The organism is Polyangium sp. y55x31, assembly GCF_029946505.1.
Classification (GTDB): Bacteria; Myxococcota_A; Polyangia; order Polyangiales; family Polyangiaceae; genus Polyangium.
The window spans coordinates 115932-130405 of sequence record NZ_JARZHG010000006.1; the positions used below are offsets into that span (position 1 = coordinate 115932).

Genomic DNA, 14474 nt, shown 5'->3' on the forward strand with positions numbered 1-14474 from the left:
CGGGAGCCCTTAGCCCGGTGGCAGGCCGCGCGCAACGCGCCGAGCCCGCCCCCGCTCGTTCGTCTAGCCTGCCCGCGACAGCGTGATCTCCACGCCGAGAAACTCCTCCCCGTCGGGCGTGATGTTGTACATGCGGATCGTGAGCTTCTCGGCCTGCGCGTCGTCGATGACCGTGCGCCAGCCCCAGCGCGGGTGCCCTTCCGCCGCGAAGTAACTGCCGCGGACGTCGATGTCCGTCCCGCTCCCCTCGGACACGAGGATCATCGTGCCCGTGTGGAAGCTGTCCACCCACGAGGTCCGCCAGAGCTTCTCGCCCGACTCGAAGGCGATCAGCATCTCCCCGGCGATCGGCTTGTCCTCGACGCTCGACCGATACGTGAACCGCACGAACCTCCCGTCGAGGATCGCCGCGATCCGCCCTTCCCACGCCGCCTCGATCGGCGCCACGTTCGGCCCCATGATGGTCCGCGCCGTTCCGCGCCACACACCCACGAGCCGCGCGAGCCGCTGATGCTCGCTGTCACGCTCGTAAGGCTTCGTCTGCTCGGTTTCGAGGTTCACCTGTTCCATGCGGCGCAGCATAAACGAGCTGCCCGTGGACATCCCAGCCCACCCGCGCTAGCCCGGCTCCCTCCGCGTTCGTCATGCCTGCCCCCCTCGCCCCGCTCTTCGGCTTCACGCTCGGCGTCCTGCTCGCGTGGCTCGCGCGCTTCGAGGACAGCCCCGACGAACGCCCCGGCGCCTCGTCCTGGGATCGACCGACCCTCGCCGTCGCCCTCTACGCCCTCTTCGTCTACGCCCCGGTCTCGGCCTACTTCGCCGTCTTTGCCGCCGACTGGTCGTTCGCTTACCTCGTCGACGGCCGCGCCATCCCCTCCGCCCTCCAGCTCCTGCTCGTCCTCCTCGACGCCGCGGCCCCCGTCCTCGGCTTCCTCGCCGGCCGCCGTGCCCTCGCCCGCCGCGCCCTCGCGGCCCTCGCCTGGCTCGCCGCGCTCCCCCTCGTCGTCGGCCTGATCCCCCTCGTCACGCTCCACGCGCGCTTCGGCATCGACGCCACCTACGACCAGGTCCAGAGCGACTTCGGCATGCGCCCGCTCCCGGGCAGCCCGCTCGGCTACGCGATTCTGTGGATGGACGCGATCCTCGTCGCCGGTGCTGTCTTCACCGCGCGGACGCTGTCAACCATCGACGTCTCCGCCGTGCTGCCTGCCCGCCCCGGACGCCCTTCCCCGGAGGTGCTGCCGTCCGAGCCCCCGTCGGAAGAGCCGCCGCGCTTTCTCGGTCGACCCCGGAGGCCACGCTGATTGACGAGCGTCCGGTTGTCCACCACGCTCTGCCCCCACGATGACCGCGCCGAACCGGCTCGAAACCGAGATCGAAGAGTTGAAAAACCTCGCCGCGGATGTCGTCCGCCGCGCCCGGGCGGGCGGCGCCGACGTCGCCGAGGCCATCGCGCGCTCCGGCTCCGAGCTCAGCACGAAGGTCCGCCTCGGCGAACCCGAGCTCGTCGAGGAGGCCTCGCACAAGAGCCTCGGCATGCGCGTCATCAAGCAGGGCCGCGTCGCCCTCACCTCCACCTCGGACCTCACGGCGCGTGGCATCGATCGCTTCGTCCGCGACGCCCTCGAGCTCGTCGACATCTCCCAGGAAGACCCGTTCGCCGGCCCGGCGGATCCCTCGCTGATCTCCTCCGGCCCCTTCCCCGACCTCGAGCTCTACGACCCCAAGGGCGGCGACGTCACCGCGGCCGAGGCCATCGACATGGCGCGCCGCGGCGAGCAGGCGGCGCGCGACGCCGACCCGCGCATCACGAACAGCGACGGCGCCACCTTCAGCCGCACCGCCGGTGTCTTCGGCCTCGTCCTCTCGGGCGGCTTCACGGGCGGCTACGCCGGCTCGTATGCCTCGCTCGTCGTCACGCCCGTCGCCGACGACGAGGGCGGCAAGAAGCGCCGCGGGTTTCACTGGACGGCCAAACGCCACCTCGACGCCCTCGACGCACCCGAGGTGGTCGGCCGCGAGGCGGCGCGGCGCACCTTGCGCAAGCTCGGCGCCCGCAAGGTCCCCACGTGTGAGGCCCCGGTCGTCTTCGACCCTGACGCGGCGCGCGCCATCCTGGGCCTGCTCGCCGGCGCCATCATGGGCAGCTCTATCTGGCGCAAGTCGAGCTACCTCGTCGGCCGCGAGGGCAGCCGCGTCGCGAGTGACCTCGTCACCATCGTCGACGACCCCTTGGTCCTCCGCGCCCCCGGCTCTCGTCCCTTCGACGGCGAGGGCCTCGCGGCGCGCAAGAACCTCGTGGTCGAGCAAGGCATCCTGAAGACCTACCTCTGCGATAGCTACAGCGGCCGCAAGCTCGGCCGCGCGCCCACGGGCAGCGCCTCGCGCGGCGGCGGCGGCGGCGTCGGGCCTTCCACCTCGAACTTCATGCTCCTGCCCACGCAGACGAAGGCCGCCGACATCGTGAAGGGCACGCAGCGCGGCCTCTACGTCACCGAGATGATGGGCTTCGGCTACAACCCGGTCACGGGCGATTTCTCACGCGGCGCCGCGGGATTCTGGATTGAAAACGGCGAGCTTGCCTTCCCGGTCAGTGAAGTGACCATCTCGCTGAACCTCGATCAGCTCTGGCAGCGCATCGACGCCGTCGGCGACGACCTCGACCTGCGCAGCTCCACGGCTTCGCCCACGCTGCGAATTTCTTCGATGACGATCGCCGGCTCGTCCTGAGCCGAACGAAATCCCTACAAAGCACATTTGCGCGCGTAAATTTGACGCGCACGGACGTTCGATTTCTCGTAGTCTCCAACCTCGGAGGTTGGAGATTCGAACGATGACAAGGCTTTCTCGAACTTTGGGTCTGGCCGCCTTGGCGCTGGCTGGAACTGTGCTCGGGTGCGCCCCCTACAGCGCACTCTGCGCCGACGAGATGGATTGCCGTGAAGGCAACGACGCGGATATCGACGCGTGTATCGTCCAGTACGAGACGCAGGAAGATATCGCGGACATCTACGGCTGCACGGATCTCTGGGATCGATACCTCGACTGCGCCGCGCAGGAGTTCCGTTGCGACAACGGAAACACGTGGACGACCGGGGGCGACTGCTCCGACGAGTGGGGCGATTACAACGACTGCGTCAATTAGGAGCGCCGACCATGCGAACGATCTGGACTTTGCTCGCCTGCCTCGCGCTCACGCCCGTGGCCGCCGGTTGCGGTGGGATGTCTGCCGAATACTGCGACCGCGCGTGTGACTGCACCGAATGCAGCGAGCGCGAGTACGACGAGTGCCTCGCCACCTACGACGGCGCCATCGATCAGGCCGACATCTACGGTTGCGACGTTGAATTCGAGGACGCGCACCTCTGCGTCATCGACAACAATACCTGTAACCTCGACGTCTTCCTGCCCGAGCTCGAATGCGCCGACGAGTTCCAGGACCTCGACGAGTGCATCGACCGGGGCTCCTCGCTCCGGTAATCACCCCGCGCGAATTCCCCGCCATTCCAGGCTCGGGGCTCCGTCCGGTTCGTCCGGGCGAAGCCCCCGAGTCACGGAAATCCTCCGTCGGACAGCCGAGCGGAGCGCCGTCGATTTACCGCGACGAACCCCCTGCGGCGCGCGGCGGCAGCTCTTCGACCGCCGGCGCGGCGCCCGGCTCGTTTGCATTCGCGGCGGCGGCCACCTGGCCTGGAGCCGCGGCCGCGGGCGCCACGGGCTCGGGCACGAGCAAGGTCCGAAGGCCCTGCGCGTCCGTCCGTCCCACGCGCGTCGCGAAGGGCGGCAGCCCCGTCGCCTCGTCGCTCAGCACGACGAAACGCGCTTCTCGACACGCCCGCTCGAGCGCTTCCATCCAGTGCGCCACGTCCACGTCCGCCGCGACCGCTTTCGCGTCCACGATGAACACGTCCGGAGGGTCCGATCCCGCGAGGACGAGCGCATCGTATGGATGCTTTACGTCCCTGAGCGGCATCATGTCCCCGAGCGCCCGGGTGACATGAGCGAGCGTGTCCTTCGAGCCCACCACGAGCCCGCTTTTCGCGCTCGCCCGCGCGAGCTCACGGGGCACGCTGTAGCCCCAAGCTCGCAGGAACTCCGCCACGTCGGCCGCGCGGAAACGCAAATGCCGCCCTGGCGTGCGAAAATGTGCGATCCGGCCACGATCCACCCAGTTATGGATGGTCTTCAGATCGACCTCGCACAGCGCTGCGAGGTCGGACGCGGTCAGCAGTTTCTCTCCCCGTACTCCGGCCATCGTCCGAACTCCACGCGAAAGGTGTGCCAACCCGTCCAGCCCTCCGGACCAGCAGACCACACCAGCGGGTGGCCCCCCACCCTGTTGCTCTTTGTATCCAAACCTAGCACTTTTTTGCGAAGGTGCGGGCTTTGTTAACTAGCCCACCCGAGGCCCTGACTCCAGTTCACTTCGCTCGGGCCTCTGGACTCGCTGGTTCAGCAAGGTTGAGGCCGCTGGCTCCGATGTAGGAACGACACCGCTTGCTCGCTCCCGCGGACATCCCCGCCCGTCTGTACAGGCAAGGAACGTTCGCTCTCGTAGGCAAGTAAGACGCCTTCTCCATCACGGCCACCTCCGAGCACGGTTTTTCCGTAGTCAAGGGAATGACGCTGTGTTCGCAGCCCCCGGCGTGGGAGGCGCCAGTTGGAAAGAATCGCTCACTCCATCTGGTGCGTCGGGTGACCGACGTACCACACTTTGACCAGCCTTCGGCTTAGGAATGGCTGGAAACCTGGAAATCGTGCGTCCACGCATATCGCGCAGCCGCACGATCTCGCCCCCATTGCCAAGTCCGTTTTTCCCGAGCTCGGGAACACGCACCAGGAGGGCGTCCTCGGCCGGCGGCACGTCGATCTCGTCGTCCACGACGAACGTCTCGTTCACGATCACCGCAAAGCCCCGAGGCGGCAGCATTATTTCCGGCAGCACGGTTTCGCCCCCGATATCGCTGATCACGAGCTCGTCGAGCGCCGCCTCCACCGACCCGTCATTGTAGAGCTCGACCCACTCTTGATCCGGCTCCGGCCCGAGCGGATTGGCCATCACCTCGTTCAGCACGACGTGTGGCATCGGCGTCAGGGTGGTCGCGGAAAAGGTCACGCGCCGTTGCCGACCGTCGAGGTCGATCGTCGTGACGTCGAGCGAAATGGCCTTCGCCGCGGGCAATCCCTTGAGGACGAACCGCTCGTTTTTTTGCGTCGTCATCACCACGTCGAGCCCCTCGCCCGCGATCCCCCAGAGCATCGCCGCCGCGGGCGCACGCCCGAGCAGACGATCGTCCTCGACCTCCACGCACCCCGGCCCGAACGGGACCTCGAACGCCGTGCATTCGAGCGTTGCCCCTTCGAGCGACCCCTCGATCGCCTCACCGAGGTCCCCCGGCGCCGCGCCCCCGAACGGCCGCGGATCGACCCGCAAAGGCCAGGGCAGGCCGGGCAACCACACGACGGGCGGCGGCACCCAGGGTCCCCCCTCCGCGTCGAGGCCGCGACCCATGAAGCGCAAACAAGCGCCCCCCGCGCCCGCCGACGCGACACCCCGCCCAAACGCGCCGAGGGGACCGTCCGGCGCGAGCGTGGCCTCGAACGACACCTCGGGCAGCGTCATGTCGCCGCAGTAGAGCCCGAACAGGCCCGCGCCGGCCGCGTCGGCAGGCGGCCACGCGCGGACGAGGAGCGGCGCCGCCTCGGCCGGCTCCGCCACGAACGCGAGGCTCGCCCGTGGCTCCCCGCTCGCCACGACGTACGTCTCGCCCGGGTCGAGCGGGACCGTCGGCGCGAGCACGACGGCGCCGTCGTCCGCGCGCCACCGCAACGTCGGCACGAACCGCTCGGCGAGGGCCTTCGAGACGTCGTCCCGCTCGATCTGGCGGAGGTGGCTGTCGCGCACCTCGCCGCGCACGAGGAAGAGGCGTGCCTCGTCGAGCGACGGCCCTCCGGCCACGTGCACCCGGAGCACACGCGGCGCGGCGGTGACGGGCGCCTCCGGCTCGAAGGCGACGGTGATCCCGGCCGTCTGCGTCGCCGGCGCGAGTCCGGCTTCGGGCATCGGGAGATCGGGCCGGCAGGCGACGAGGGCGAGCGCGAGGGCGAGGAGAGGGCATGCGACCTTTTGCATGCCGGTACATCGACCGGGGCCCCCGCCGGTTGCGTGAAATTGATAGGTTTACGCGCCGATGACGCCCGATGACATCAAGGCGCTCCGCAAGGAGCTCGACTGCACGGCGAAGGAGCTCGCGGCGGCGCTCGGGCTCGAACAGGAGACGGTGCTCGCGTGGGAGCGAGGCGACCTGTTCCCGACGAAGCGCTTCGTCACGAAGATGGAGGAGCTTCGAAGCAAGGGGAAAGGGGCGATCGTGCGCAAGCCTCGGCGCGGGGCCGTGGCGGCGTCGCCGATGGCCGTGCTCGCGGATCCCGAGACGTGGAAGCTCGTACGAAAGCTCGTGGCGCACGCCGAGTTGCGCCGCGAAGTCGGCAAGCTCGCCGAGGCCTACCCGGACCCCGCCGAGGAATCCGGCTCGACGTGACCTGACCAGGCCGAGGGCTACTCGTCCTCGTCCTCGTCTTCGTCCTCGTCCTCGTCTTCGTCCTCGTCCTCGTCCTCGTCTTCGTCTTCGTCTTCGTCTTCGTCTTCGTCTTCGTCTTCGTCCTCGTCTTCGTCCTCGTCTTCGTCCTCGTCTTCGTCCTCGTCCTCTTCGTCCTCGTCCTCTTCGTCCTCGTCCTCTTCGTCCTCGTCCTCGTCCTCGTCCTCGTCCTCGTCCTCGTCCTCGTCCTCGTCCTCGTCCTCGTCTTCGTCTTCGTCCTCGTCTTCGTCCTCGTCTTCGTCCTCGTCTTCGTCCTCGTCCTCGTCTTCTTCCTCTTCCGCGGCCAAGCGCTTCTCGACTTCTTCCTTCTCGGCCCACTCGTCGTTCATTGCTTGCACGTCGCTCATCGCTTCCTCCCCGCCGCTCTGCTCCTGCGCCCGGTCCTCGTCCGTGAATGCAAACTCGTCACGCGTCGTGCTCTCCCCATCGCTGGATGCCTCCGGAGGCACGACGTGCGTCTGAAAACTTCCCTCACCGCCCATCAAACCGCCATCCGCCGCCGGCGATCCCGGATCCGTGAAGGCGACGGCCGCCTCCGGCGGCTCCTCGCCCATCTCGCGCTCGTAGGCGCGCCGCGACTCGTCCGAGAGCTCGGTGAACTCGCGTAGCGTCGGCAGATCCGAGAGCGTACGCAGGCCGAAGAACTCGAGGAACTGCGCGGTCGTGCCATAAAGCATCGGCCGCCCCGGCTCTTCCTTCTTGCCGAGGATACGCACGAGGTCCCGCTCGAGCAGCGACTTGAGCACCGCACCCGAGTCCACGCCGCGCACCTCGTCGATCTCGGGCCGCGTGATCGGCTGCCGGTACGCGACGATCGCCAGCGTCTCGACCTGCGCGCGTGTCATCTTCACCGGCTTCTTCGCGACCTGCTCGCGCACGAACGGCGCGAACGCCGGGCTCGTGCGGAACACGAACCCGCCGGCGACCTCGTCGAGCCGGATCCCGCGGTTGCGGTACTCGGCCCCGAGCTCGCCGAGCAGCGCCACGACGAGGCGGTGCTCCGCCTTTGCCACACGAGCGAGGTCGCGCGACGTCATCGGGTGCTCGGACGCGAAGATCAGAGCCTCCAGCACACCCTTCAGATGCGCGCGGGCAACCGCCCCGCTCGCCTGTGCGGTGTTGTCTTCGTGCGCCTCGGGAGCTCCGTCCGGGGCGCCGCTCGTCGCGGTCGCGGATGCGACGAGGCGCTGGGCACGGAAGAACGCAGCCGCGAGGGAACGAAACCGCTCGACGGGCGAGAGCGGCGTGGGCTTCGGCTTGCGAGGCGCGCGCTTGCGCTTGGGCTCGGCCGCCTCGGTCGATGCTTCCGCGGCCGGCGCGGCTTCGGCTTCCGGCGCGGCTTCCGCGACCGCTTCCGCCTCCGCGACCGCTTCCGCCTTCGCTTCCGCGACCGCTTCCGCCTTCGCTTCCGCGACCGCTTCCGCTTCCGCGACCGCTTCCGCTTCCGCGACCGGCGCAGCCTTCGCCTTCGCCTTCGACTTCGTCTGCTTGACCGGCGCTGGCTCGGCGACCGTGGGCGCTTCCGCCGCCGCGACCGGCGCTGCCTCGGCGACCACGTCCGGCTCCGTGACGGGCGCCGTCTCCGCCTGCTTCGGATGGAACCATGCCCATGCCGCGCGGCGGAGCCGCTCGGGCGAATCGCTGTCCGGCGGGGCCTCCTCGTGCGGCTGCGGCGGCGGCACGAGCCGCAACTTCCCGCGCCGCTTCGATCCGCCCTCAGTCGCCATCCTTCACCTCGGGCTCTTCGTCTAGCGCGAGAGCGCCGTCGCGGTCTTCCCCGGTCTCGTTGCGCTCCTCCGGAGCCTCGTTGCGCTCTTCCGGAGTCTCGTCGCGCTCTTCCGGAGCCTCGTTGCGCTCTTCCGGAGTCTCGTCGCGCTCTTCCGGAGCCTCGTCGCGCTCTTCCGTAGCCTCGTCGCGCTCTTCCGGAGTCTCGTCGCGCTCTTCCGGAGTCTCGTCGCGCTCTTCCGGAGTCTCGTTGCGCTCTTCCCGAGTCTCGTTGCGCTTTTTCCGAGCCTCGTCGCGCTCTTCCCGGAAGACGTCCTCCTCTTCCTCCTCGCTCGTCCCCGCCTGTACCGACAGCTCCAGGTGGATCGTCGCGAGCGGATCCGACTGGTAGATCTTGAGCAGCTTCATCCTCGCCATCTCCAGGATCGCGAGGAACGTGATCACGATGTCGAATTTCGTGAGCGGCGCGCCTTTCCGCGCCGGATCGTCGAGCACGAGCTCTTCGAACGTCGCGCGCCGCCGCCCCGAGAGGCGCTCCGTGAGCTGCACGATCCGGTCCGTGATCGTGATCCGATCGAAGTTGACCTGGTGCTCGACCTTCACGTTCGTGCGCTTGAGCAGCTTCTCCAGCGCGTCGAACAGCGAGAACACGCCCACCGGCGCGAACGGCGCAGGCCCCTCCGGCACGGGCTCCGGGATGCCGCGCGGAAAGATGTCCCTGCCGAGCGTCCCGCGCTCCGCGATGTCCGCCGCCGCGGCCTTGTACTTCTGGTACTCGAGCAGCCGCCGAACGAGCTCCTCCCGCGGATCGATCTCCTCCTCCGGCAGCCCATCGCCGTCCTGACCCGCAGGCACCACCGGCAAGAGCATCTTCGACTTGATGTGCGTCAACGTCGCCGCCATCACGAGGTACTCGCTCGCCAGATCGATCGACAAAGCCCGCATCAACGACAGGTACTCGAGGTACTTCTGCGTGATGAAGCTCACGGGGATGTCGAGGATATCGAGCTCGTGCTGCTGGATGAGGTGCAGCAGGAGGTCGAGCGGGCCCTCGAACTGGGGCAGCTCGATGCGGTAGGCGTTGTCGTTGTCTTGCGTCTCGGCCGCCGCGGGCATCGCCTCGCGGATCGGCGTCGGGGCCTCGGGCTTCTGCGGCTTGCCGCGCGGCTCGCGTTTGGCGGGCGCGGGCGAAGGGGCGGCCTTCGCCTTCTCCTGGGTCTTCCCCGCCGCGCTCGCCCTCGCCTTGCTCACCTGGGCCCGGACGGTAATCCGGAGGCCGCGTGGGATCCACGCGTTCCTGCTACACTCGTCCCGCCGATGACCCCGTCCCCCACGAAGAGTTGCCCGTCGTGCGGCGAGCGCTACGACGCGGATGTCCTCTTCTGCCCGCAGGACGGCACGCCCCTCGTGAACGTGAAGGGGCCCTCGCTCTCGAGCCCCGAGGTCGACCCGTACGCGGGCCTCGAGCTCAGCGGGCAAATCCGCATCAAGCACCTCATCGGCATCGGCTCGATGGGCCGCGTCTACCGCGCCTTCCAGGCCGGCATCGATCGCGACGTCGCCGTGAAGATCCTCCACCGCGAGCTCAGCGGCAACGCCGAGCTCGTCGGACGCTTCCACCGGGAAGCCAAGATCGCGAGCCGGCTCGCGCACCCCGGCGTGGTCTCGGTCCTCATGACCGGCACGATCCCGCAACGCGGCGATCCCCGCACGGGCGGCGAGATGTACCTCGTGATGGAGTACCTCGACGGCATGTCGCTGCTCTCCGCGCTCGCCGCGGCGGGCACGGGCGGCGAGCCCTCGGCGCTCCCTTTGCCGCGCGCGATGCACATCGCGCTGCAGATCTGCGACGCGGTCGGCGAGGCGCACGCGCAGGGCATCGTGCATCGTGATCTCAAGCCCGAGAACGTGATGCTCGTGCGCCGCGGCGACGATCCGGACTTCGTGAAGGTGCTCGACTTCGGCATCGCGCGGCTCGACTGGGCCGATCGCGGCGGCTCGATGGCCACGCAGGCGGGCCTGATCTTCGGCACGGCGAAGTACATCTCGCCCGAGGGCGCCGAGGGCAAACCCGTGAGCCCCGCGGCCGACGTCTACTCGATCGCGACGATCCTCTACCAGTGTCTCGCCGGCCGAACGCCCTTCGAAGGCGAGTCGCCGGTGCAGCTCCTCATCCAGCACACGCACGATCCGCCGCCCGATCTTCTGCGCATCCCACGCGCGAGCTACGTCCCCGCGCCGCTCGCCGCGGTGATCATGCAAAACCTCTCGAAGAAGCCGGAGGCGCGCGCCGCAGACGCGCGCACGCTCGGCAAGGATCTCTACGCGGCGGCGCGACAGAGCGGACTCGATCCGGACGAGCTCGCTCGATCGAGCCTGCTCTTCGCGCGGCAAGGCGCGGTGAAGCTGCCCTCGAAGGAGCGCACGAAATCGCTGGAGCTCTCCACGGATCTCGCCGCGAAGATCGGCGGCGTCCCCGCGCGAGCCGACGCGACCCCGCTGCCAAACTCCTCGCGGATCCTCGACGACCCGGAAAGCTCGCCATCACCGCTCGTCCCGCCCGCGCCCACGTCGTCCGCGGGCCGCATGGTGTCGTCTTCGGCGATCCTCGACGACGAAGACGACACCACCGCCGCGCCCCCTTCGACCCGGAGCGATACACGCGTCGACGAAGACGACACGAGCGAGCCCGAGGAACCCGACGCACACGCCTCGCCTGCAGCCCCGTTCGCGCGCGAGTCGACGATGCAAGGCACGGAGACGCCGCTCTCCTTGCCTCCGCCGGCCGACACGAAGCGCCGCGCGCGCCTCACGCGTATCGTCGCGATCGTCCTCTGCCTCGCCGCCGCGCCGCTCGTGATCGTCATGGGTGGACGGCGCCTCGGCCTCGTCGGCGCGGCCTCGGCCGACTCGCTCGAAGGTCGCCTCGATGCCGCACGCGAAGCCATGAAGCGGCAGGCGTGGGACGCGCCGCCCGGCGACAACGTCAAAGAGATCCTCGAAGCCGCGAACACCCGCTGGCCCGGCGAAGCACGCGTGAAAGAGCTGCGCCGCGAGGCCGCCGAGCGCCTCGTCACGAGCGCGCTCGGGCGCAAGTACGCGGGTGATCCCGCGGAGGCTCTGCACCTCGCCCGCATCGCCGTCTCGCTGAACCCCTCGCTCACGACCGCGCAACACCTCGTCGCCGAGCTCGAATCGAAGGCGCCGACGGAGCTCGCGCCCGCGACCAGCAACACGCCCCGCGCCGTCCCCACGGATCACCGCCCGAACGGCCGCTTCCCGATGCCGCGCCCCACGGGCAAGGACGGCAAACCGCTCCCGAGCGCCTCGGCCGCGGCGCCGCCCGGACCCACGGCAACGCCCGCGGTCACGCCTTCCGGGGGGACGTCCACGACGAAGGGCCCCGCGGGCGCGCCGACGGGCCCCGAGCTTCCGCCCACGCCGCCGCCCTTGCCGACGACCGATCCGCCGCCCACACCCACCGGTGGACCATGGCTCTGACGCGCGCGACTCGCCGCCTGCTCGTCGCCCTCGCGACCACGTCCGGGGCGCTCGTCGCGCTCACCGCATGCCCTTCGAGCGCGCACGCGCAGAGCCAGGAATCGGCCGCCGCGCGCCGCGCCTCCGCGGCCCTGGAGCAGGACTACACGCACACGCTCGTCTCGGTGAACGCGGGGCTGCTCAGCCTGCCCGCGGCGAACGTCTGCCCGCGCTCGCGCACGAGCTGCGAGAAGGGCGAGACGAGCGTCTCGCTCGGCGTCTACAACCAGTATCGCATCGGCCGCTTCGGCCTCGGCGCGAGCATCTCCTGGGCGCGGTCGCTCCTCAGCGGCACGGCGCCTGGCGCGGCCGAGCTCAGTCGCGAGCACGATCGCAGCTACTTCCTCGTCGAGGGGCAGCTCCGCTACTACGGCATCCAGAGCGACAAGTGGGTCTGGTGGGGCGGCGCGACGCTCGGCGCGGTGATCATCCGCGACGCCTGGACCGTGGCTACGGATCGCGAGCCCGCGGCGGACACGGCCTTCGTCGGCCCGCGCGCCGCGACGCTCTCGACGGAAGGACTCGCGGCGGGCCTGGCGATCGGAGGCGAGTGGACGGTGGCGCCGAACTGGTCGCTCGGCACGACGCTGCGGTACGCGAGCTGGTTTCTGCCGACCGAGCCCCTGCAAGCGCCCACGGGCGACAGCGCGTCGCTTTCGGGCCGCGTCGACATGCTGGAGTTCGGCTTGCTCGTGGCGTACCGCATCGCGCTGTGAAGCGACGGCCTCAAGTACGGTGTGCAGGCCCGAGGCGCTTCTCGAGCCAGTAGACGAGCGCGCCGACGAACGGCGTGAGCTGCCCCTTCGCGTCCGGCTGCGTGCACCGCGTGAGCTCGGCTCGAAGGAACGAGGGGGAGAACGCGCCGCTCTTCTTGCGGTGAAGAGCGTCGATCAGGGCCTCTACCGCTTCCTTCCGGTTGCGTCGCAGCGTGGGATGGTTGAGGTTCAGCGCGCCCTTGTCCTTGCCCGTCTCGCCGATGTCCCGCTGAAGCGCCGGGTCGCTCGAACGGATCTCCCCGGACGCCGCGTAGCGGAGTGACGCGATGTGTTTGGCCTCGAATGGGCTCAGCGTGATGTCACGATCGCCTTTGCGAACGTCGCAGTGCTGCTCGTCGGGGCTTCGGCCCTCGCTCCCGTGGCAAGCGGCCAGGAGGTTGTTCCAGGAGAGCTGGAGCTCGGGATGGTTCGACTGCGATCGAAGGTGCTCGATGCGCACGTCGAAGCCTGTGATGCGCTGCATGCAGTAGCAGCAGAGCGCCCCCTGATCGCGCACGAGAGCGCTGCGGAGCTCCACCTTCGTCTCGCTCGGCAGTCCTTCGTAGCTCGCGTGCGGGAGGAGGCGGTACGCGAGCAGCTCCTTGGGCTCGTTACCCTTGCGAACGAGCCTCATCCCCATCCCCAAGGAAGTGCAGCAGCGTGCGCAGACGGACCACTTCGCTGTCCTGCTCGGTCACCCGCAGCGCCACCGCGTCGAGCTTCTCGCGGGCCAGCGTGTACTGGTCCTCGTCGATCAACCTGGAGATCTCGTCGAGCTCGTCCTTGACCGCCAGAGGCCGCTCGGGCGTGCTCATGACCTCTTCGAGGATCGCGTTGCTGTCCCGCCCCTCGGTGGGCGCGCCGGGTCGCACGAACTGGAAGTTCTCGACGAGGAAGACGGCGTCGCTCGGGACCTCGCTGAGGACCTGGGGAGAGTGGGTCGTGACGATGAACTGCGAGCCGGGGAAGATCCGCCTCCACGCGGGGAGCACCCGCCGCTGCCAGGCGGGGTGGAGGTGCAGTTCGACCTCGTCGACGAGGACGATGGCCTCTCGTTGCAAAGGCTCCGGTGCGTCGGCGTGGACCATCGCGAGGCGCCTGGCGATGTCGGCGGTGATCGCGAGGACCTGCTTTTCCCCGTCGGAGAGCTGATCCACGGAGAGCGCCTGCGAGCCCTTCGTCACCTCGAGGCGCAGCGGATCGTGCTGGATGCGCAGGTTCGAGAACCCTGGGAGGAGCCCCTCGACGGCGGCGCGGACGGCGGAGAGTTGTGGGTCGGTGACCGAGAGATCCTTCTCCTGCACCTTGCGCCGATTCTCGGCGTCCTCGCGCTCCTTGAACCAGCGGAAGAAGGGGCGGAAGCCGACGTGCCCCACGTCGAGCGCGTCGGAGAGGACCCAATCGTGCGTGAGCGGCTTTTCGGGCTCGATCGGCTGAAAGGTGCCTCGGGACGGCGCAACGGAGCGGTCGGCCAGGTAGGCAATGGGCAAGAAGGAAAGGTCCCCGAGGTCGTAAGATCGGCGTGAGGAGACTTCAGTCCCCTGTCCCCGCCTGTATCGAACACTCAAAGGGAACTCTTGATCATCGCCCGAGAACTCCATGGTGATCGTCAAGCGCTCCGCACCCAGCGCGATGTCACCGTCGGACGGCGAGAAGGCCCGACCGCCCGCCTGGAGGAAGGTCCAGTGCAGGAGCTCGCTGAACCCGAAGAGCAGCGCCATCAGCACCGAGCTCTTCCCCGATCCGTTCGCGCCGAAGAGGACCGTGAGAGGTCGATCGAGGTCGAGCGTTGCGTCCCCAAACCCCCGAAAATTCTGGAGCCGCAGCGTCTTGAGGCGCATGGATGAGCGAACCT

The 14474-nt window shown here is 69.1% G+C and carries 14 protein-coding genes; 7 read left to right on the top strand and 7 right to left on the bottom strand.

Translation table 11 applies throughout. The features are described 5' to 3' along the window. Positions 1-63: 63 nt before the first annotated feature. Entirely contained in the window at positions 64-570 is a 507-nt protein-coding gene (locus tag QHF84_RS14100; protein WP_281313792.1) for a DUF1579 family protein, read from the bottom strand. 74 nt (positions 571-644) lie between these two features. Between QHF84_RS14100 and QHF84_RS14105 the strand changes: the two genes are divergently transcribed. The 4 genes from QHF84_RS14105 (at position 645) to QHF84_RS14120 (ending at position 3480) form a co-directional block, all read left to right on the top strand. Further along, positions 645-1304 carry a hypothetical protein gene (locus QHF84_RS14105; protein ID WP_281313793.1) on the top strand — a complete coding sequence of 220 codons (660 nt, stop codon included), beginning with the start codon at positions 645-647 and terminating at the stop codon, positions 1302-1304. Positions 1305-1344: 40 nt separating this feature from the next. Then, entirely contained in the window at positions 1345-2730 is a 1386-nt protein-coding gene (locus QHF84_RS14110) for a metallopeptidase TldD-related protein (protein ID WP_281313794.1), read from the top strand. A gap of 103 nt (positions 2731-2833) precedes the next feature. Further along, entirely contained in the window at positions 2834-3145 is a 312-nt protein-coding gene (locus QHF84_RS14115) for a hypothetical protein (RefSeq protein WP_281313795.1), read from the top strand. An 11-nt stretch (positions 3146-3156) separates the two neighbouring features. Beyond that, positions 3157-3480 (top strand): hypothetical protein, encoded by a 324-nt coding sequence (locus QHF84_RS14120; RefSeq protein WP_281313796.1) that lies wholly within the window; start codon positions 3157-3159, stop codon positions 3478-3480. 115 nt (positions 3481-3595) lie between these two features. On the opposite strand, the gene QHF84_RS14125 is transcribed toward QHF84_RS14120, so the two are convergent. Next, positions 3596-4255: a helix-turn-helix domain-containing protein gene (locus tag QHF84_RS14125; protein WP_281313797.1), complete on the bottom strand. Its 660-nt coding sequence runs from the start codon at positions 4253-4255 to the stop codon at positions 3596-3598. A 357-nt stretch (positions 4256-4612) separates the two neighbouring features. Beyond that, complete coding sequence (locus tag QHF84_RS14130; RefSeq protein WP_281313798.1) at positions 4613-6133, bottom strand: lamin tail domain-containing protein; 1521 nt, start codon at positions 6131-6133, stop codon at positions 4613-4615. A 58-nt stretch (positions 6134-6191) separates the two neighbouring features. Here QHF84_RS14130 and QHF84_RS14135 point away from each other — a divergent pair, with 58 nt between their 5' ends. Then, on the top strand, positions 6192-6542 hold the full coding sequence (locus QHF84_RS14135; protein WP_281313799.1) for a helix-turn-helix transcriptional regulator: 351 nt from the start codon (positions 6192-6194) through the stop codon (positions 6540-6542). A 17-nt stretch (positions 6543-6559) separates the two neighbouring features. Here QHF84_RS14135 and scpB read toward each other — a convergent pair whose 3' ends face one another. Both scpB and QHF84_RS14145 read right to left on the bottom strand, forming a co-directional pair. Beyond that, the gene (scpB, locus tag QHF84_RS14140) at positions 6560-8326 is read right to left on the bottom strand and encodes an SMC-Scp complex subunit ScpB (RefSeq protein WP_281313800.1); all 1767 of its coding nucleotides are present in this window, start codon (positions 8324-8326) and stop codon (positions 6560-6562) included. Further along, positions 8316-9575, bottom strand: coding sequence for a segregation/condensation protein A (locus QHF84_RS14145; RefSeq protein ID WP_281313801.1), 1260 nt, complete (start codon positions 9573-9575; stop codon positions 8316-8318). The genes scpB and QHF84_RS14145 overlap by 11 nt, the downstream gene beginning before the upstream one ends. Before the next feature lie 66 nt (positions 9576-9641). Here QHF84_RS14145 and QHF84_RS14150 point away from each other — a divergent pair, with 66 nt between their 5' ends. After that, entirely contained in the window at positions 9642-11825 is a 2184-nt protein-coding gene (locus QHF84_RS14150; RefSeq protein ID WP_281313802.1) for a serine/threonine-protein kinase, read from the top strand. Next, a complete protein-coding gene (locus tag QHF84_RS14155) occupies positions 11816-12580 on the top strand; it encodes a hypothetical protein (RefSeq protein WP_281313803.1) in 765 nt (254 codons plus the stop codon). Before QHF84_RS14150 ends, QHF84_RS14155 begins: the two co-directional genes overlap by 10 nt. Before the next feature lie 10 nt (positions 12581-12590). On the opposite strand, the gene QHF84_RS14160 is transcribed toward QHF84_RS14155, so the two are convergent. Together QHF84_RS14160 and QHF84_RS14165 are read right to left on the bottom strand one after the other, a co-directional pair. Next, on the bottom strand, positions 12591-13253 hold the full coding sequence (locus QHF84_RS14160) for a retron system putative HNH endonuclease (protein WP_281313804.1): 663 nt from the start codon (positions 13251-13253) through the stop codon (positions 12591-12593). Beyond that, positions 13231-14460 carry an AAA family ATPase gene (locus QHF84_RS14165; RefSeq protein ID WP_281313805.1) on the bottom strand — a complete coding sequence of 410 codons (1230 nt, stop codon included), beginning with the start codon at positions 14458-14460 and terminating at the stop codon, positions 13231-13233. The genes QHF84_RS14160 and QHF84_RS14165 overlap by 23 nt, the downstream gene beginning before the upstream one ends. Positions 14461-14474: the final 14 nt, after the last annotated feature.